This is a genomic window from Rhizobium sp. P44RR-XXIV (genome assembly GCF_001999485.2).
GTDB lineage: Bacteria > Pseudomonadota > Alphaproteobacteria > Rhizobiales > Rhizobiaceae > Rhizobium.
Map to the genome: position 1 here is coordinate 523,605 of NZ_MPVZ02000028.1, position 16,544 is coordinate 540,148.

Sequence of the window (16,544 nt, forward strand, 5' to 3'; positions counted from 1 at the left end):
CGGCCGCAGTCTTTCATGTCTTCCGTCGGCATGGCAACCCCGTCTGCTCGCGAGCCAGCCGTGATCGCTAGTCCTTGACGACCTTGGTGTCGCAGAAGCGGTCGTAGAAGGTCTGGCCGCGCCAGATGAGCAACGGAAAGAGCCACCAGATGAGCGTGAACACAAGCAGCATCGGCGCCAAGGCGCCCGTCAGGGCGAGGAAACCGTCGGCGGTGAGGATACTGGCGTCACGGGCCTGCTGGATCAACTGGTCGATCGGAGGCTGGAACGGCCGCAAGATAAACAGGCTGACCAGATTGAAGACCGCAACCAGCACAAAGGGCAGAAACTTGAATATTTCCCGTTTTGCCGCCAATCCCAGGGGCATCGGGTCGTCTTCAATCGTCGTCACGCGCAGGGACAGCAATCGCTTGCCCGGTGTTCGTCTTGCGCGGGCTGAGCAGTAGGCGAAAGCAAGGGGCAGGATGAGCAGGACGACGCTGGATGTCGGCCTCGCCGTTACGTTTGGATCAACCGGATTTCCATTGTTGTCGACCGGCGTGGAGAAGGCACGTATGGAGGTCGTCGCGCCCTGTTCCAAAACGACTTTCGAAACGAAGACGACGTACCCCTTGCTGCCGAGCCAGGATATGCGGCACAGCTGGTTGCTTCTCACTTCACCCTTCTGCAGCGGCCATTCGGCCTCTATCTTCGGAACAAGCGGCCCCGTTGTTGTTTCGCTGCACTGCTGCTTCTGGAGAAACGGCAGCGTCAGATCCCAGGGCGTCACCATCGACAAAGCGAGGAACAGCAGCGTGAACACGATCTGGAAAAGGATGATATCGATCGCATAGGCGGCAAGCCGACGCCAGAAGTGGCGCGGCGGCAGTGAGGCCAGTTGATAATCCGAGGCAGCAAAACTCATATTTCCCCCACTTTCAGCGCCCATTGCCGCCCCCAGGCGCAGCACAATATACTTGAAGTTGCATCAGATAGCATGGTTCGCTGTGATTCGCCGAAGAGCTGACAATAAGCTAGAGCGGTTCAGCTTTTCACGGAATCTCTGAACCGCTCCATCTCTTTGTTTCTACGCAATTCCGGCTGGAAAGCCGCTGCGCACTTTTCCTGGAATTGCTGTGGTGAAAAAACGAGAGTGCCTATTGGTCGATCCGCATGGCCATCTCAGATCGGGATGCTTTTGGCATCCGACGGCTCGTCCTGTCCGTCATCGGTATCGCCCTGATAGCCCAGGCTCTTCGCTTTGCGAAACCACTCGAGCGCCTTGGCCGAATTGGCCGGAACGCCGTCGCCATCACGATACATGATACCGAGATTATAGGCGGCGTCGGCATAGCTGTGCCCGGCCGCCCGCTCGAACCAATAAACGGCCTGAACGGCATTCTTGGCGACACCTTCTCCATCGCGGAACATGACGCCGAGATTGTACTCGGCTTCGACGTCATTCTGCCCGGCGGCTTTCAGGAACCAGATGATCGCCTCTGCATCGTCCTGCTTTATTCCGTCGCCATCGGCATACATGGCACCGATATTGTATTCGGCATCCGCATCCCCCTGATCGGCCGCCTTGCGGAACCAGGAGAGAGCCTGTGCGCCATCCTTGCCGACACCTTCGCCATCGCGATACATGATGCCGAGATTGTATTGTGCCTCGACCTTGCCCTGACCGGCAGCCTTCAGATACCAGATGACGGCCTGGCTCTTGTCCTTGCCGGTGCCGTCGCCCTGGTCGAACATGACACCGACATTGTATTGGGCGTCCGCATCGCCCTGTTCGGCCGCCTTGCGGTACCAGATGAAGGCCTGTGCTTTGTCCGAGGCAATGCCTTCGCCTGTGTCATACATCACGCCGAGATTGTATTGTGCGTTTGCGTGCCCCTGCGCTGCGGCCTTCTTGTACCATTGGATGGCCGCGCCCTTGTCGATGGCGATGCCTTCGCCCTGGTCGTACATGGTGCCGAGGTTAAACTGTGCTTCTGCGCTGCCTTGCTCGGCGGCTTTCCGATACCAGCGGAGTGCCTGCTCGAGGTTCTTCTCGACACCGTCACCCTGCTCGTACATCTGGCCGAGCTTCAGCTGCGCCTCGATATCACCCTTGTTTGCCAAGGGGCGCAAATAGTCGGGTGCCGATTTGAAATCTCCGCGATCATAGCTGTTGCGTCCGACATCGGCGTGTGCCGCGCCTGCTGATGCCAGCGCGAAGAGCAATCCCACGGCCCCCTTCTTCCAATTCACGATCTACCCCTCAGTCGGTGTCCGTTAGGTTATCAATATATAATTTCGCAGTCGTCACGGCAGAAGCGCCATCAGTAAACGAAGGGCGATCCAGCCCGGCGTCGAGCCGGTGTCCTTGCCAGCGGCACGTCCTTCGCCCAAAGGCCCGAGATCCCTGATCGGACCGTCCCCATTGGCTTCCATATAGCTGAGGCCGTGTTGGGCCTCCGGCAGTCCCTTTGCTGCAGCCTTGTTGAACCAGTCGGCTGCGATTGCTGCGTCCTTGGGCACTCCGTAGCCGTTATAATACAGATATCCAAGACTATATTCGGCGCGGGCATCACCTTGTTCCGCCGCCTTGCGAAACAGATCGGCCGCCTGGCCATAATCTTTGGCGACGCCATCGCCGTGATAGTAGAGCGAAGCGAGCGCGTATTGCCCCTGCGAGTTGTCCTGGTCGGCGGCCTTGCGATACCAGCTGGCGGCGGCAGCCTTGTCCGGCGTGGTGCCCTGGCCATTTTCATAGACATAGCCAAGGGCGTATTGTGCATCCGCGTGGCCTTGCGCTGCCGATTTCCCATAGAATTCGAAGGCCTTGCGGTAATCCCTCGCGACGCCGCGGCCGCTGGCATACATGTAGGCGAGGGCGTATTCGCCTTGCGCATCGCCCTGATCGGCCGACTTGCGATACCATTTCACGGCGCTGGGCTCATCGACCTTGACGCCCTGGCCGTTGGCATAGAGATAGCCGAGCGCATATTGCGCATCAGATCGTCCCTGGTCGGCTGATTTGCGATACCATTCCAACGCCTGCCGGTAATCCCTTGCGACGCCTAGTCCGTTCGCAAGGCTGTAGCCGATAGCATATTGCGCGTCGGGGCGGCCCTTTTCGGCAGCTTTCCGATACCAGGAATAGGCCTCAGCCTCGCTCCTTTCGACGCCCCTGCCATTGGCATAGGCGTAGCCGAGCGCATATTGGCCTTGGGCGTATCCCTGGGCGGCGGCTTTTCTGTACCAGTCAACAGCAGCGGCCTGATCTTCCGCCACGCCCTGGCCGGTATCGTACATATAGCCGAGCGCATATTGAGCATCGGTGCGGCCCTGGTCGGCAGATTTGCGATACCAGCCGAGAGCAATGGCATAATCCTGCTCAACGCCGAGCCCGCTGGCATACATGTAGCCAAGGGCGTATTGCGCCTGTGCCTGGCTTTGGGCTGCAGATTTCTGGTACCAATTCACGGCCTGCTCGTTGTCGACGTCCATACCGCGGCCATTGGCCAGGGAATAGCCGATGGCATATTGCGCATCGGCGTTGCCGCGTTGCGCGGCCTTCAGATACCAGTCGTTGGCCTGTTTCTGGTCGGCGTCTATGCCGCGGCCGTTCGAATACATGTAGGCGAGGGCGTATTGGGCCTGAGCATTGCCCTGGGCTGCTGCCTTCTCATACCATTCCACCGCCTGAGCATCGTCGCGCTCCACGCCCTGGCCGTTGGCGTAGCGATAGCCGAGACCGTATTGCGCGGCGGCGTTACCCTGATTTGCGAATTCCACCCAGTATTTCAGATCGATCGTGGTGTTGGCCGGACCGGGTGCCGGATCTTCCGCATGAGCGAGCCAAGGCAATGAAAGAGCAAGCGCCAATCCCAATGCATAGCTCTTTAATTTCAAGGCTGCGTCTCCCCTGCGTCTCACACCGCAATCGATCTGAACAATATGGCGATGTCTTGGTCAAGGATTGTAGAGTATCGAAATGGCAGCCGTTTTAAGGCAGGCAGTATTTCACCTCTATCCGGGAAGCACATCGTAAAGGCGGAAGATCCAGGTGATCTGGTAGATCAGCCCGACAATCACGAATGCCGTCTGGAATCGCCGATTGGCGGTGATTGCCGCGATGATGCAGAGGATGATGTAGACGACATTGCGCGTCGGATACTCCCAACCGAGAGAGTGGAAATATGCCTCGCCTTTCAGCCAGGTGTCCATCAGATCGACGGCATAAGTGACGGCCAGGAGACCGAAGAACCAGCCGCGGCGGGAAATGAAATATTCCTCGAAGCCGCCATAGTCCTCGACGGATGGCGGATTCAAGAGAACGCAGAGGAAATAGAAAAGACAGCAGAAGCAGATCAGGAAAAGGTAGACGCCGAAATTGATCTGCGCGACGGACTGCAGCCGATACTCCCACCACCAGAAATGGATGATGAACAGGAACATCGACAGCACCCAGCCGATGTGGACGAAGTAGATCTTGTTCTTGCCAGGGGCCTGCACGAAGCCGGCGAGCCGGGTTAGGAGTTGGGCGAGCGAAAGGCCGATCACCATGCTCATGACCGTCCTGATATAGACGTAGACCTCCGGTGCGTGCGCCGCGCCCAACATCTCAGCTCTCCGCCGGCACCGCCTTGGGTGCGCCATTCTCGTCAAGGGCGACCATGATGAAGGTCGCGGCCGTGACTTTTTCCAGCGTGTTGAAGCGCGCGCGGTGTGCCCATGCCTCGACATTCAGGGTGATCGAGGTGCGGCCGACACGTTCGATATCGGTGAAGACGCTCAGCGTATCGCCGATCTTGACCGGCAGTTCGAACGCCATTTCCTTGACGGCTGCTGTGACGACACGGCCGCGGGCTCGCTCCGCGGCGCGAATGCCGCTTGCCAAGTCCATCTGTGCCATGACCCAGCCGCCGAAGATGTCACCGGCGGGATTGGCATCAGCAGGCATAGCCAGCGTGCGCAATGTCAGCTCGCCTCTCGGTTTGACGCTGCCATTCATTCCTTCGCTCCTATCGCCGGGCACCGATTCATCTTGCCAACCTATGCAATCCCACTGCGATGGGAAAGACCGTGTCGGCGTTTACCACCAGGGGTTTTGAAGGTGTCCGCGCGCTTCCTAAGCGTGGCAACGGAACAGCCCGGTTCGTGGCGGTAAGTATTCATTCACCGTTCCCGTTTAGGATTTGTCATCGTTACCGACCCGTGGCTGGGGCAACGGATCAGGATTATGGCCTATTTACCCATTCTACGGCGGGCTCTGCTGCCACTGCTGCTGTCGTCGGCGCTGGTCGCCTGTACGGCAGATAGTCTCGTGCCGCCCTCGAGTGTCGACAGCAACACGCGCGTCGGCTCGATCAGGCCGCATCGAAGCGTGCAGCAAAGGCAATTCGCCTATCCCGGCGCGCAGGATCCCGTCGTGTCGGCCTCCAGCAACTACAACGGCAATGGTTACAAGCGTACGGCCGGGATGGGCGAGGCCGTGACCACCACGGATGTCCAGACGGGCCTGGCTCAACAGGCCGATGTTCCTTCCCAGGGCGTCAATATGGATGCGGAGCTGGGGGTTGGGCCGGCCGAGGAGGCGCGATCCGGATCAGTGGTCGGATTGGCGCAGGAAGAAGATCAGAATATTGCCGAGGGCGAAACCGACCAGCCCGTCGTAGATGGCATTGGTTCGGACGCGCCGGTGCAAACCAACCGTTCGACCCTTCAGCGGTCGGCCGCACAGGCCGAACTCAATCAATCGCCGATACCGCGACAACAGGCGGGCACACAAGTCGCGATGCTGCCGCGCGTAGGTAATCCGATGCCACGCATCGGCCAGCAGTTCGAAGCGCCGCAATCGACGCCGGGCATGATGCCGCCTTCGGAAGTCGCCTGCCGCCAGGAACTGCAGCGCATGGGCGTCGTCTATACCGACAAGCCGGCAATTTCGAATGGTCCCGCATGCCAGGTTCCCTATCCGGTTTCTTTGAGCGGTCTGTCAGGCAATATCGCGGTCAGGCCGGCGGTCACTTTGAATTGCCAGGTGACACTTGCTTTTGCGAAATGGGTCAAGAACGAATTGGCGCCAGCGGCACGCACACGTTACTGGTCCGGTATCGGCACGATCGTTCCGCTTGGCGGATATTCCTGCCGGCGGATGAACAATAGCCGGCAACGTTATAATCCGATGTCGGAACACGCCCATGGCAATGCCATCGATGTCGGCACCTTCGTCCTGAAGAATGGCCATGTGATCGACGTGCGCAAGAAGGGCCTATTCTCCTTCCGCGAGGGAGGATTGCTCAAGGCCGTTCGTACCGATAGCTGCCGGTATTTCGATACCGTTCTCGGGCCGGGAAGCAATGCAGAGCATTGGAATCATTTCCATTTCGACCTCAGGGATCGCAAGGGCGGCCGGCGCTATTGCAGCCTTTGATTAGTGCTTGGACGCAGATGCATCCATACTTGCCGAAAGCGAAAGCTGATTTACCTATTTGGGGAATTGCGGTTAAGTGTGGCCACGGAAGGCAAGCGAGGGTTCGATGGAACGGGTGCCGAGACGACAAAGAAGCCTTGGAAGGGCGCTTATTGCCGCGTTGATTGCCATCATTGTCGTCATCGGTGGGCGCTGGTACGCCTATGTCGCTTATGCCGACGATCCCTTCGATGAAGTCGGCATCGGCCTCAATTCGATGATGCCAGGCCCCATTCGCGACAAGGGCTGCGAAATGCTGAAGGCACGTTTCGAACATAAGACCCTGCCACCGGCCGGCTGCGGCCTGAACGGCAGCTGGTAGACCTTATCCCACTGATCGTAAGCTGGCGAAAAAGAAAAAAGCCGGCGATGGCCGGCTTGAACGGAGCATGACAACGACGGGGGATCCTTGCCTGCTCCAGAAAAAAACTTCATGTGGCAATGATGCACGCAGTATCAATGCGAGGGCAATAAATCGTCGAGTAAAACAGGCGCTAACGCTGTCACCAAGAGGCGTTGGGCGGAGTTGCGACAAACGTTGCTCACCTAAGGATGTATATGCCCGACGAAGGTCACGATTTGATGACACGTTATTTGGCTTAAGCGAACGCTGTGTTTCAACTCGGTGGGGTGGTAAAAGCACAATTCGGGCTATATAGCGGGCAACCGCTGCAAAATTAATCACATAGCCCGGACTTTACCCGCATCATGGCTCCGATCATTTCCATCCGCAGTCTTACCAAAACATACGGTAATGGCTTCCAGGCGCTGAAAGGTGTCGATCTCGATATCCAGCAAGGGGAAATCCTTGCCTTGCTGGGGCCGAATGGCGCGGGCAAGACCACATTGATCTCGATCGTCTGCGGAATCGCCAATCCGAGCAGCGGCTCGGTGACGGTTGGTGGACATGATGTCGTGCGCGATTTTCGCGCCACGCGCAGCATGATCGGCCTCGTGCCGCAGGAACTGACCACGGATCAGTTCGAAACCGTCTGGAATACCGTCAGCTTTTCCCGTGGCCTGCATGGCAAGAAGGCGAACCCTGCGCACATAGAAAAGGTGCTGCGCGATCTGTCGCTGTGGGACAAGAAGGACAATATGCTTCGCCAGCTTTCAGGCGGTATGAAGCGGCGCGTTCTGATTGCCAAGGCACTCTCGCACGAGCCGGAGATCCTGTTTCTCGACGAGCCGACGGCAGGCGTGGATGTCACGCTGCGCAAGGACATGTGGCATGTGGTCGAGCGCCTGCGTGCCTCCGGCGTCACCATCATCCTGACGACACATTATATAGAAGAAGCCGAAGAAATCGCCGATCGCGTCGGCGTCATCAATGGCGGGCAATTGCTGCTTGTCGAGGAAAAGAAGGCCCTGATGGCCAAGCTTGGCCGCAAGCAGCTGATCCTCGATCTGAACGAGCCATTGGACGCCGTACCGGCCCGCCTCGACGGCAACGGACTTTCACTAGGTCCGAATGGCCTGACATTGATTTACGATTTCGATGCCCAGAATGAACAGTCGAGCATCGCGGTTCTCCTGTCGCGTCTGGCGGCCGAGGGGATTCATTTCAAAGACCTTTCGACGCGTCAGAGTTCGCTCGAGGACATTTTCGTATCGCTTGTAGGGGAAGCCAAATGAACTTCGAAGCGATCAAATCCATCTATGGCTTTGAAATGGCCCGCACGCGCCGCACCTTGCTGCAGAGCGTGGTCTCGCCTGTTATTTCCACCTCGCTCTATTTCATCGTTTTCGGCGCCGCGATCGGATCGCGCATCAATCTCGTCGAAGGTGTGTCCTATGGAGCATTCATCACGCCGGGCCTGATCATGCTGACCTTGCTTGGGCAATGCATCAGCAACGGCTCCTTCGGCATCTACTTCCCGAAGTTCACGGGCACGATCTACGAGGTGCTGTCGGCACCCGTCGCCATGAGCGAGATCATCCTCGGCTATGTCGGCGCGGCGGCGACCAAGGGCATGCTGATCGGGCTGATCATCCTGATGACGGCGAGCTTCTTCGTCGATATCAGGATCGAGCATCCGTTCATGATGATCCTGTTCTTCGTGCTGACGGCTGTAACGTTCAGCCTGTTCGGCTTCATGATCGGCATATGGGCTGGAAATTTCGAGCAGATGAACCTCATTCCGATGCTGGTCGTGCCGCCGCTGACCTTCCTCGGCGGCAGCTTCTATTCGATCAACATGCTGCCGCCCTTCTGGCAGGCCGTCAGCCACCTCAATCCCGTGCTCTATCTCGTCAGCGGTTTCCGCTGGAGTTTTTATGGCATCGCCGACGTCAATCCGGTGCTGAGCCTTGCGATGATCACTCTCTTTCTGTTCATCTGCCTGGCGGTTCTTGGATGGATCTTCAAGACGGGCTATCGGTTGAGGAACTGACGGCGTCGTTCACGGCAAGGTGGCGCTGCGAGCGGATATTTGCCGTAGCGGTCAACCCGGAACACCAGTCACGCGGCAGATGAAACTTCAGCCTGCGTCGCCGATGGAGGATCGTCGCGGGCAACAAGGTTGCGGCGGGTCAGCCATCCATGTCCCCAATCTCTGAGGCTCAGCAGTATTGGTGTCAGCGTCCTGCCTTCCTCGGTGAGTGAATACTCCACCTTTGGCGGGATGACGGCGAACACCTTGCGTTCGATAAGGCCGTCTTCTTCCAGCTCCCTGAGCTGCTTGATCAGAAGTCGCTGGGAACAATCCCCCAGCTCTCTCTTGAGGGCATTGAAGCGAAGAGTGCCGTTGAGCAAGCGGTAGAGGATCATGCCTTTCCATTTGCCGCTGATGAGGTTGAGCGTCGCATACATCGTGCAGCCTGGCACTTCGTAATAGTCCCTATCCTTATTCATCCTGCGGCCTCGTAACGGTATACTTTTGAGCACTATATGCTTTTTATTACCGTATTTTCATTTCGATAGCTACGAGCCAATTGCATGCGGTCTGTCGCGCCGGCTGTCAGCGCGTGACGAAAACATGCAAGGAGAATGACGAATGGCCAGAGTTGTACGTTTTCACGAATATGGTGAGCCCGAGGTGCTGCAGATCGATGATATCGAGGTCGCGGCGCCAGCGGCCGAGGAGGTGCAGATCGTGGTGCGGGCTATCGGCCTCAACCGCGCCGAAGTCATGTTCAGGCGACACGCCTATCTTCAGGAAGCCGAATTTCCTTCAAGGCTTGGCTATGAAGCGGCCGGCACCATCAAGGCTCTTGGCAGCAGCGTGAACGGATTGGCGACGGGCGATGCGGTCAGCGTCATCCCGACGCTGGATATGGCCCGCTGGGGCACCTATGGTGAAGTCGTGAACGTGCCCGCCCGCCACGTCGTCAAGCACCCGGCGAACCTTTCCTTCGAACGGGCGGCGGCTTCGTGGATGCAGTATATTACAGCCTGGGGCGCGTTGATCGAGCAGGCGAAGCTTTCAAGCAATGACTTCGTCATCGTCTCAGCAGCGTCGAGCAGCGTTGGCATTGCCGCGTTTCAGGTCGCACGCAGCGTTGGCGCGACCGTGATTGCCACCACGCGCACCGGTGCTAAGGTCGAAGCCTTGCGCAAAGCCGGCGCGCACCATGTTATCGCCACGGCGGAAGAAGACGTCACTGCGCGGGTGAGGGATATCACCGATGGCAAAGGTGCGCGTGTCGTATTCGACCCGATTGGCGGACCAGCCGTCGCACAGCTGGCGGAGTGCATGGCGGTCGGCGGCATTCTTCTGGAATATGGCGCGCTAAGCCCGAACGAGGGGTCTTTCCCGCAGTTTGCCGTTCTGGGGAAAAGCCTGACGCTGAAGGGCTATCTCTATACGGAAATCGTGTCCGACGAGGCCATTCTCGAGCGGGCAAAGACATTCATCAATAAAGGCCTGGAGTCGGGGGTACTCGATCCGTTCATTTCCCGGACCTTCGCTTTCGATCAAATTCAGGAGGCGACACGCTTCCTTGAAAGCAATGAGCAGATCGGAAAGATTGTCGTCACCCTATAAATAGCGCCTGGCCCTCGCCAATCTTTGCTTGGAGAGGGCCTTCCGGCACGATTGGGATAAGCCTGAAGCGGCTCTCGGCGATATTGGCTGGATGGGAGGGACCGCAAATTTAGGGTCTTGCGGCGTTCGCTGCGGCATGGAACTCATTGGTTTGAAGTTGTCGTGCGAGGTCGTCGGGCATGCGAAGTCATGATAGAGCGTCGTGCCAATTAACAGCTTCAATCCGAAATCCTGCCGAAGGTATATCATGCCGCAATCCCATCCCAGCCGGGCGCTATCCGACGCCCTCAGCCGCCTCGACCAACTGACCAATTGGGAGCGCAAGCCGCGTGGGGAGATGCGTGTCGGCCTCGAGCCGATGCTGGACCTCATGCAGCGCCTGGGTAACCCACATCAGAGTTTTCGCGCCATCCACGTCGCCGGCACCAAGGGCAAGGGGTCCGTTTGCGCGCTCGTCGAGGCCAGCCTGCTGCAAGCAGGGTGGCGCGTGGGTCGCTATGCCTCACCGCATGTCGACCGCGTGAACGAACGGGTCAGCATCCTCGGTCAGGCGGTTGAGGATGACAAGCTCGCGCGGGCCGTGATGCAGGTGCTGGATTGCTACGAGGTGGCAAAGCGAGAAGCAACGGTAGGTGAAGACGCCACCTGGTTCGATGTGATAACGGCTGCCGCTTTCGTCGCCTTCAGGGATGCGGGTTTGAATTGGGCTGTGGTCGAGGTTGGGCTCGGAGGACGGTTGGATTCCACCAACGTCGTCTTCGGCGAGATCGCCGTCGTCACCAATATCGAGCTCGAGCACACGGAAATTCTCGGGAATACGCGCGAAGCGATTGCGGGCGAGAAGGTCGGCATTTTGAAGCCCGGTGCAACGCTCGCCACGACACTTCCTGCCGCAGACGCGGCGGGGCGGGTTCTTCAGCAACGGGCCGATGAACTTGGCTGCCGTGTCTTGCGCACGGATGTCCCGGATGATGCGACGATAGCGGAAAAGAACGCCGCGCTGGTCAGTCTGGTGCTCGATGAACTAGGGCGGCAGGGCGAACGCGCAACCGCGGTTGCTCAAGCAGGCAGGCCGATCGGTGCGTGGTTGCTTGATGAGACCGTCAGGGAAAAAGCGCGTCTCCCGGGCCGAATGGAGCGGTTTAACGTCAAGCTTCCGGCCAATTCTCAGGCCACGCAGCGACTGGTGCCTGTTTTGATGGATGGTGCGCATGTGCCGTTCAATATTGAAGCCGTTTTGCGGGATATCACAGGCTCTCCCGACACCCGTGGCGAATGCGTGGCGATTGTAGCGCTGGCGTCGGACAAGGATGCTCAAGGCTTTCTCGCGGTTCTGTCTCGCTATGTGACCTATGCAGTCTTCACTGAAGCGTCCGGATCCGGACGCGCTCATCCTGCTAGCGAGTTGGAGATGCTGGCAAAATCCATGGGAATGGATTGTGAGTCCGAACCAGACGCGCAAAAGGCATTCGATCGGGCTGCTGCCAGAGTTTTGCAAGGTGAAAGCTGGATGCTTGTTACCGGTTCGCTCTATCTGGTTGGCGCGCTGCGCGGTGCGCTAATGGAGGGCGCGGGTTGACGGCCGAGATCAGAATTCGGCCAGCTGTTGTCGATGATGCGGTTGCTATCGCCCGGCTGCATCGTGCGGTCTGGTGCGATACTTATCGCGATCTTGCGCCGGCCGAGGTCTATCGTTTGCTCGATGAAGATTTCCGCCTGATGCGGTGGAACGAGATGCTCGCCAATCCGCGTCAGCATCAATGCGTGCTGTTGGCGGAGCAGGACAACCGGCTCGTCGGCATTGGCGCCATTGGTGCGCCATCGGAAGCAGCCTTTGATGGGCGAGGGGAAATACGCTCGCTTTACATCGATCCCACGGTCAAGCGACAGGGACTTGGGCGCCGCCTGATGCGTGAGTTGGCATTGCAGCTTGCAGCCATGGGCTATGCCGGCGCCGGGCTTGGCGTTGTCGTCGGCAATCATCCGGCGGTCGCATTCTACCGCTCGCTCGGAGGCCGTATGATCGGGCGATACACTGATCCTGGGCCGATCTGGCGTTCGGACAACCTGATTTTCGTCTGGGACGATCTGTCAGCTCTACGCTGATTTTTTACGCCGTCTTCCTACGAATGTCACCTAGCGGCGACTTTCTTGCGCGGGGTGATCGTCATGGCCATGACCCCAGCGACGACACAGACAAGACCGATCGCCGCCGTCGAGGATAGAGGCTCGCCGAGGAAGATCACGCCGATGCCGACGCCGATGGGAACACGCAAATAGGCTTGTGCCGTGGTACTCACGGAACCCAATGTCTGGATAAGCCGGAAATAGATGCTGAAGGCGAGGGCGGTGGAGACGATCGACAGGCCGAGAAGGCAGAGGATCGAGGCGGAGGATGGAGCGAGTTGCCAGGGGTGGTCGACGACCAGGCTGGCGGGAATAAGGAGAGCTGCGCCGCATAACAGCGAGCCGGCTGCCGGCATCATCGGGTCCAGCCCCTTGAAGTTGCGCCCAAACAGCGCGGCGCTTGCATAGCAGATGGATGCCACGACGACAGCGAGCTGTGCGGGCAATTGCTGACCAACGCCATTCAGAGCATCGACACCGATGATCAGGCAGATCCCCGCCATGCCAGCGACACGCCGAAAAGCTTGCGCCCGGTCAGCCGCTCGCTGCGAAATAGTCCTGCCGCAAGTAGGAAGGCAAAAATTGGCGTGGTCGAATTCAGGATCGTGGCCAGGCCGGCGTCGAGGGTTTCCTCAGCCCAGGCGATGAGGGTGAAGGGGATCGCGCTGTTGAGGCAGGATTGGATGAGAAAGCGCCGCCATGTCGCAGCATCTCTTGGTAGGCTCAAGCCGCGCCAGCGAATAATGACAAGCAGAACGAGACCGGCGATCAAGGTGCGGGCGGCGATCAGCGTGATCGGCGGAATGGTCTCGACGCCAACACGGATAAAGCTGTAGGAGGCCCCCCAGCAGGTCGCCAGGAGGAGGAGAAGCAGCAGCTCTGTCGTTACGGTAGTTTTTGCGGGCGCCATGGGTGTTTCACTTTTCAAGCGGTTCGGTTCTGCCGCTATCTAAGATGACTACACCGCCAAATGCTTCGATCGCAACCGAACTATCGACATCTGTCTTTGGCTTGGCTCAGTCCCGCAGCCGCAGCTCATCGGTCTGCATCTGCATCGATCCCAAAGTCTCGAGGAAGCTCATGCCGAGCAGGCTCTGGTCGAGCTTGCCCGCTTCGGCCACGCTCGCCTTGACGTCACGACGCTTGATCGGGCCGATTGCCACCGAGCCGAGCTCGACGGGAGCGGCGCTGGCACGGCCGTTCGCGGTCAGCACCGTCATGGAATAGGTGAGGTTTTCGGGGATGATGCCGACGCGTTCGGCGTCTTCCTGTGAAAGTGCGATCGTGCTGGCACCGGTGTCGATGAGCATATCTATCGGCTGCCCGTTGATGATCACTCGCGCCTCGAAATGCCCGTTCGAGCGCTTGTGAAGGATCACTTCCTGGCCGCCCTCGCTCGTGGTGACGACGACGGCATGGCCGGGCACCAGGCCGGCGAACAGGCGATTACCAACCAGCTCGGCATCGCCGCGATAGATATAGGCCGTTGCCAGCGCCATGATGATGACGAACCAGATGAGAAGGTTGCGTATCGACTGGCTGACGGTGTGTCGGCTTGCCCAGACAGCGGCGCTCATCATCAAGGCGATCGGCAAGAGGTAGATGACCCGGGCAAAGTCATCATTGTGCATGCCGAAGGTCGTGCCGGTGTTGTTGTTGAAGATGAGCAGTGCGAGGCCGATGCCGAGAATGGCGAGAACGATGTTCAGGCGGTTCATACGGCGTTGCGCTCCTTTGCCAGTCGCTGTCGACGGGTTTCCCTGCGCGGCTTGCGCTCGACTTTCGTCAGGCGTTCAGGGAGGATCTCCATGAGCTGGCGGCGTTCATCATCGCTATAGTTCATCCACGCGCCGATTTCGGTCGCGGTGCGACCGCAACCGAAGCAATAGCCGGTAATGTCGTCGATCGAGCAGATAAGGATGCATGGTGTTAGCATAGGATCATATATCGAGGCTTCAAATGCACATGGCAAGGGTACAGAGCGACGCGATCTCGCAAATCTGCTGCGTCGCGCCAATGGTGTCGCCAGTATGGCCGGATAGCCTTCGGCGCACATGTCGGGTTACGAAAAATGTGGCGATGGCCACGACGAGAAGGCAAGAGACAAGCGCCGAGATACCCAGGCTCGACCAGATGAACAAGGTTGCCAAGGCAAGAGCCGTGATCAGCGCCAGTTGCATGGCGTTGCCATCCGGCTGGCCGGCGGAAGCCGCAACCCCATCCGGTTTGGCGGGGGGGAGCACATGCCAGTGCCAGACCATCGCACCGCGGCTGAGCGCGGCCGTCGCGAGAAGCGCCAGCGCAGCGTCAAACGGCATGAGGTGGCGGGCGATCGCAGCGAGTGCCGCGGCACGCAATCCGAACGACAGGATCAAGGCGGCCGCGCCATAGGTGCCAATGCGGCTGTCTTTCATGATAGCGAGAGCACGCTCGCGATCCTTACCGCCACCCAACCCATCGGCGGTGTCGCTGAGACCGTCTTCGTGCAGGGCGCCGGTTACAACCGTCTGGATCGTGAGCGCCAAGAGCGCGGCCATCAGTGGATCGGCATGCAGGGCAAGCAGTAAACCGAAGACAATGGAGCCAGGCAGGGCGATCAGCAGGCCGGCAAAGGGGAAGGCACGGGAAACCGGCGCCAGCTTGCCATCATAGCCCGCAAAGAAGGATGTCGGCACGGGAATGCGGCTTAAAAAGGCGACAGCGCGCGCGGTGTCGCGCATGTATTCCCGCATTTCTTTCTCTCCCCGCTATCCGCGCGACGGCATCGGGCGCTTTTGGAGTTGTTCACGCCGATTCCGAAGACTAATAGAGTCGCACGCAAAGAACCTGATTTGAGACCAAAAAACAAGGAACGGCATTCATGAGCGTAACCGGCTTGCCATTCGATGATTTCCGCACGCTGCTGCGCGACCTTCCGGGCCCGGATGCCCGAGCACTGGTAGCGGCACGAGAGCGCGACGCTGCAGCTCACCAACCACCGGGCGCGCTTGGCCGTCTTGAGGAGATCGCCTTCTGGCTGGCCGCATGGACCGGCCGAGCACCGGCCGTCACCCGGCCGCTGGTTGCGATTTTCGCCGGCAATCATGGTGTCACGAAGCAGGGCATCACCCCGTTCCCGCCTTCCGTCACGCAGCAGATGGTGGAGAATTTCGCCGCTGGCGGTGCAGCCATCAACCAGATCTGCGTCGCCTATGATCTCGGCCTCAAGGTCTTCGATCTGGCGCTCGATTTCCCCACCGCCGACATAACCGAGGAGCCGGCGCTCAGCGAGCGCGACTGTGCCGCGACCATGGCTTTCGGCATGGAGGCCATTGCCGGCGGCACGGACCTGCTCTGCATCGGTGAAATGGGTATCGGCAACACCACGATTGCGGCAGCCATCCACTATGCGCTTTACGGCGGCAAGGCCGAGGATTGGGTCGGTCCCGGCACCGGTTCCGAAGGCGAGATGCTGAGACGCAAGATCGCTGCCGTCGAAAAGGCGGTGGCATTGCATCGTGATCACCTGTCCGATCCGCTGGAGATTCTGCGCCGCCTTGGTGGTCGCGAGATTGCTGCCATGGCTGGCGCTATTCTTGCGGCGCGCATGGAGCGCATTCCCGTGATCATCGACGGTTACGTCGCGACGGCTGCAGCCTCCATCCTCAAGGCGGCCAATCCGTCGGCGCTGGATCATTGCCTGATCGGCCATGTCTCGGCGGAGCCCGGGCACCTGAGATCGATCGAAAAGCTTGGCAAGACGCCGCTTCTGGCGCTCGGCATGCGGCTCGGCGAAGGCACCGGAGCTGCGCTTGCGGCCGGGATCGTCAAGGCGGCGGCTGCCTGCCATTCGGGCATGGCGACCTTCGAAAGCGCCGGTGTCACCAACAAGCATTGATGGACCAATGCAACGGGATGCTGCACAGCATCCCGTTGCCGATTTTTCTGTGGAACTGTTGGTTCGCGTCATAAATCTGTAATGAATTCCTGAAGCGGTCGAAACTGTCAGC

General features: G+C 59.1%; 17 protein-coding genes and 1 pseudogene. 8 read left to right on the forward strand and 10 right to left on the reverse strand.

What is annotated here, in order from left to right:
- Positions 1–67: 67 nt before the first annotated feature.
- From BSK43_RS19640 to BSK43_RS19660, 5 genes are all read right to left on the reverse strand, one after another.
- Positions 68–904: an RDD family protein gene (locus BSK43_RS19640; RefSeq protein WP_169055431.1), complete on the reverse strand. Its 837-nt coding sequence runs from the start codon at positions 902–904 to the stop codon at positions 68–70.
- A 257-nt stretch (positions 905–1,161) separates the two neighbouring features.
- Positions 1,162–2,232, reverse strand: a complete 1,071-nt coding sequence (locus tag BSK43_RS19645; RefSeq protein WP_077468817.1) for an SEL1-like repeat protein — start codon at positions 2,230–2,232, stop codon at positions 1,162–1,164.
- 54 nt (positions 2,233–2,286) lie between these two features.
- Positions 2,287–3,879, reverse strand: coding sequence for a tetratricopeptide repeat protein (locus BSK43_RS19650; RefSeq protein WP_077468816.1), 1,593 nt, complete (start codon positions 3,877–3,879; stop codon positions 2,287–2,289).
- Between the two features lie 117 nt (positions 3,880–3,996).
- Positions 3,997–4,590: a hypothetical protein gene (locus tag BSK43_RS19655; protein WP_077468815.1), complete on the reverse strand. Its 594-nt coding sequence runs from the start codon at positions 4,588–4,590 to the stop codon at positions 3,997–3,999.
- A 1-nt stretch (position 4,591) separates the two neighbouring features.
- Positions 4,592–4,981: an acyl-CoA thioesterase gene (locus BSK43_RS19660; protein WP_077468814.1), complete on the reverse strand. Its 390-nt coding sequence runs from the start codon at positions 4,979–4,981 to the stop codon at positions 4,592–4,594.
- Positions 4,982–5,209: 228 nt separating this feature from the next.
- On the opposite strand from BSK43_RS19660, the gene BSK43_RS19665 reads away from it, so the two are divergent.
- The 4 genes from BSK43_RS19665 (at position 5,210) to BSK43_RS19680 (ending at position 8,835) form a co-directional block, all read left to right on the forward strand.
- Positions 5,210–6,403 (forward strand): extensin family protein, encoded by a 1,194-nt coding sequence (locus tag BSK43_RS19665; protein WP_077468813.1) that lies wholly within the window; start codon positions 5,210–5,212, stop codon positions 6,401–6,403.
- Positions 6,404–6,509: 106 nt separating this feature from the next.
- Positions 6,510–6,764, forward strand: a complete 255-nt coding sequence (locus tag BSK43_RS19670; RefSeq protein WP_077468812.1) for a hypothetical protein — start codon at positions 6,510–6,512, stop codon at positions 6,762–6,764.
- A gap of 386 nt (positions 6,765–7,150) precedes the next feature.
- Positions 7,151–8,077 (forward strand): ABC transporter ATP-binding protein, encoded by a 927-nt coding sequence (locus BSK43_RS19675; RefSeq protein ID WP_077468811.1) that lies wholly within the window; start codon positions 7,151–7,153, stop codon positions 8,075–8,077.
- Positions 8,074–8,835 (forward strand): ABC transporter permease, encoded by a 762-nt coding sequence (locus BSK43_RS19680; protein WP_077468810.1) that lies wholly within the window; start codon positions 8,074–8,076, stop codon positions 8,833–8,835. The genes BSK43_RS19675 and BSK43_RS19680 overlap by 4 nt, the downstream gene beginning before the upstream one ends.
- 68 nt (positions 8,836–8,903) lie before the next feature.
- On the opposite strand, the gene BSK43_RS19685 is transcribed toward BSK43_RS19680, so the two are convergent.
- Positions 8,904–9,296, reverse strand: a complete 393-nt coding sequence (locus tag BSK43_RS19685) for a helix-turn-helix domain-containing protein (RefSeq protein ID WP_077468809.1) — start codon at positions 9,294–9,296, stop codon at positions 8,904–8,906.
- Positions 9,297–9,438: 142 nt separating this feature from the next.
- On the opposite strand from BSK43_RS19685, the gene BSK43_RS19690 reads away from it, so the two are divergent.
- The 3 genes from BSK43_RS19690 to BSK43_RS19700 all read left to right on the forward strand — a co-directional run bounded on the left by BSK43_RS19690 (position 9,439) and on the right by BSK43_RS19700 (position 12,534).
- Entirely contained in the window at positions 9,439–10,428 is a 990-nt protein-coding gene (locus BSK43_RS19690; RefSeq protein ID WP_077468808.1) for a zinc-dependent alcohol dehydrogenase family protein, read from the forward strand.
- A 247-nt stretch (positions 10,429–10,675) separates the two neighbouring features.
- The gene (locus tag BSK43_RS19695) at positions 10,676–12,007 is read left to right on the forward strand and encodes a Mur ligase family protein (RefSeq protein WP_077468807.1); all 1,332 of its coding nucleotides are present in this window, start codon (positions 10,676–10,678) and stop codon (positions 12,005–12,007) included.
- On the forward strand, positions 12,004–12,534 hold the full coding sequence (locus BSK43_RS19700; protein WP_077468806.1) for a GNAT family N-acetyltransferase: 531 nt from the start codon (positions 12,004–12,006) through the stop codon (positions 12,532–12,534). The genes BSK43_RS19695 and BSK43_RS19700 overlap by 4 nt, the downstream gene beginning before the upstream one ends.
- Positions 12,535–12,560: 26 nt before the next feature.
- On the opposite strand, the pseudogene BSK43_RS19705 reads toward BSK43_RS19700, so the two are convergent.
- From BSK43_RS19705 to BSK43_RS19720, 4 genes and pseudogenes are all read right to left on the reverse strand, one after another.
- Positions 12,561–13,465 (reverse strand): annotated as a pseudogene (locus BSK43_RS19705) (EamA family transporter).
- Between the two features lie 106 nt (positions 13,466–13,571).
- Positions 13,572–14,273, reverse strand: coding sequence for a TIGR02281 family clan AA aspartic protease (locus tag BSK43_RS19710; RefSeq protein ID WP_077468805.1), 702 nt, complete (start codon positions 14,271–14,273; stop codon positions 13,572–13,574).
- Positions 14,270–14,491, reverse strand: coding sequence for a DUF1289 domain-containing protein (locus BSK43_RS19715; protein WP_077468804.1), 222 nt, complete (start codon positions 14,489–14,491; stop codon positions 14,270–14,272). The genes BSK43_RS19710 and BSK43_RS19715 overlap by 4 nt, the downstream gene beginning before the upstream one ends.
- Before the next feature lie 19 nt (positions 14,492–14,510).
- Positions 14,511–15,287 carry an adenosylcobinamide-GDP ribazoletransferase gene (locus BSK43_RS19720; protein WP_077468803.1) on the reverse strand — a complete coding sequence of 259 codons (777 nt, stop codon included), beginning with the start codon at positions 15,285–15,287 and terminating at the stop codon, positions 14,511–14,513.
- 128 nt (positions 15,288–15,415) lie between these two features.
- On the opposite strand from BSK43_RS19720, the gene cobT reads away from it, so the two are divergent.
- Positions 15,416–16,432, forward strand: a complete 1,017-nt coding sequence (gene cobT, locus BSK43_RS19725) for a nicotinate-nucleotide--dimethylbenzimidazole phosphoribosyltransferase (protein WP_136687126.1) — start codon at positions 15,416–15,418, stop codon at positions 16,430–16,432.
- The last annotated feature ends 112 nt before the right edge of the window (positions 16,433–16,544 follow it).

Coding starts and splice junctions, on each gene's coding strand:
- BSK43_RS19680 (WP_077468810.1), top strand. CDS start 8,074: ATGAACTTCGAAGCGATCAAATCCATCTATGGCTTTGAAATGGCCCGC.
- BSK43_RS19675 (WP_077468811.1), top strand. CDS start 7,151: ATGGCTCCGATCATTTCCATCCGCAGTCTTACCAAAACATACGGTAAT.
- BSK43_RS19690 (WP_077468808.1), top strand. CDS start 9,439: ATGGCCAGAGTTGTACGTTTTCACGAATATGGTGAGCCCGAGGTGCTG.
- BSK43_RS19685 (WP_077468809.1), bottom strand. CDS start 9,296: ATGAATAAGGATAGGGACTATTACGAAGTGCCAGGCTGCACGATGTAT.
- BSK43_RS19665 (WP_077468813.1), top strand. CDS start 5,210: ATGGCCTATTTACCCATTCTACGGCGGGCTCTGCTGCCACTGCTGCTG.
- BSK43_RS19660 (WP_077468814.1), bottom strand. CDS start 4,981: ATGAATGGCAGCGTCAAACCGAGAGGCGAGCTGACATTGCGCACGCTG.
- cobT (WP_136687126.1), top strand. CDS start 15,416: ATGAGCGTAACCGGCTTGCCATTCGATGATTTCCGCACGCTGCTGCGC.
- BSK43_RS19720 (WP_077468803.1), bottom strand. CDS start 15,287: ATGCGGGAATACATGCGCGACACCGCGCGCGCTGTCGCCTTTTTAAGC.
- BSK43_RS19670 (WP_077468812.1), top strand. CDS start 6,510: ATGGAACGGGTGCCGAGACGACAAAGAAGCCTTGGAAGGGCGCTTATT.
- BSK43_RS19715 (WP_077468804.1), bottom strand. CDS start 14,491: ATGCTAACACCATGCATCCTTATCTGCTCGATCGACGACATTACCGGC.
- BSK43_RS19640 (WP_169055431.1), bottom strand. CDS start 904: ATGAGTTTTGCTGCCTCGGATTATCAACTGGCCTCACTGCCGCCGCGC.
- BSK43_RS19695 (WP_077468807.1), top strand. CDS start 10,676: ATGCCGCAATCCCATCCCAGCCGGGCGCTATCCGACGCCCTCAGCCGC.
- BSK43_RS19710 (WP_077468805.1), bottom strand. CDS start 14,273: ATGAACCGCCTGAACATCGTTCTCGCCATTCTCGGCATCGGCCTCGCA.
- BSK43_RS19655 (WP_077468815.1), bottom strand. CDS start 4,590: ATGTTGGGCGCGGCGCACGCACCGGAGGTCTACGTCTATATCAGGACG.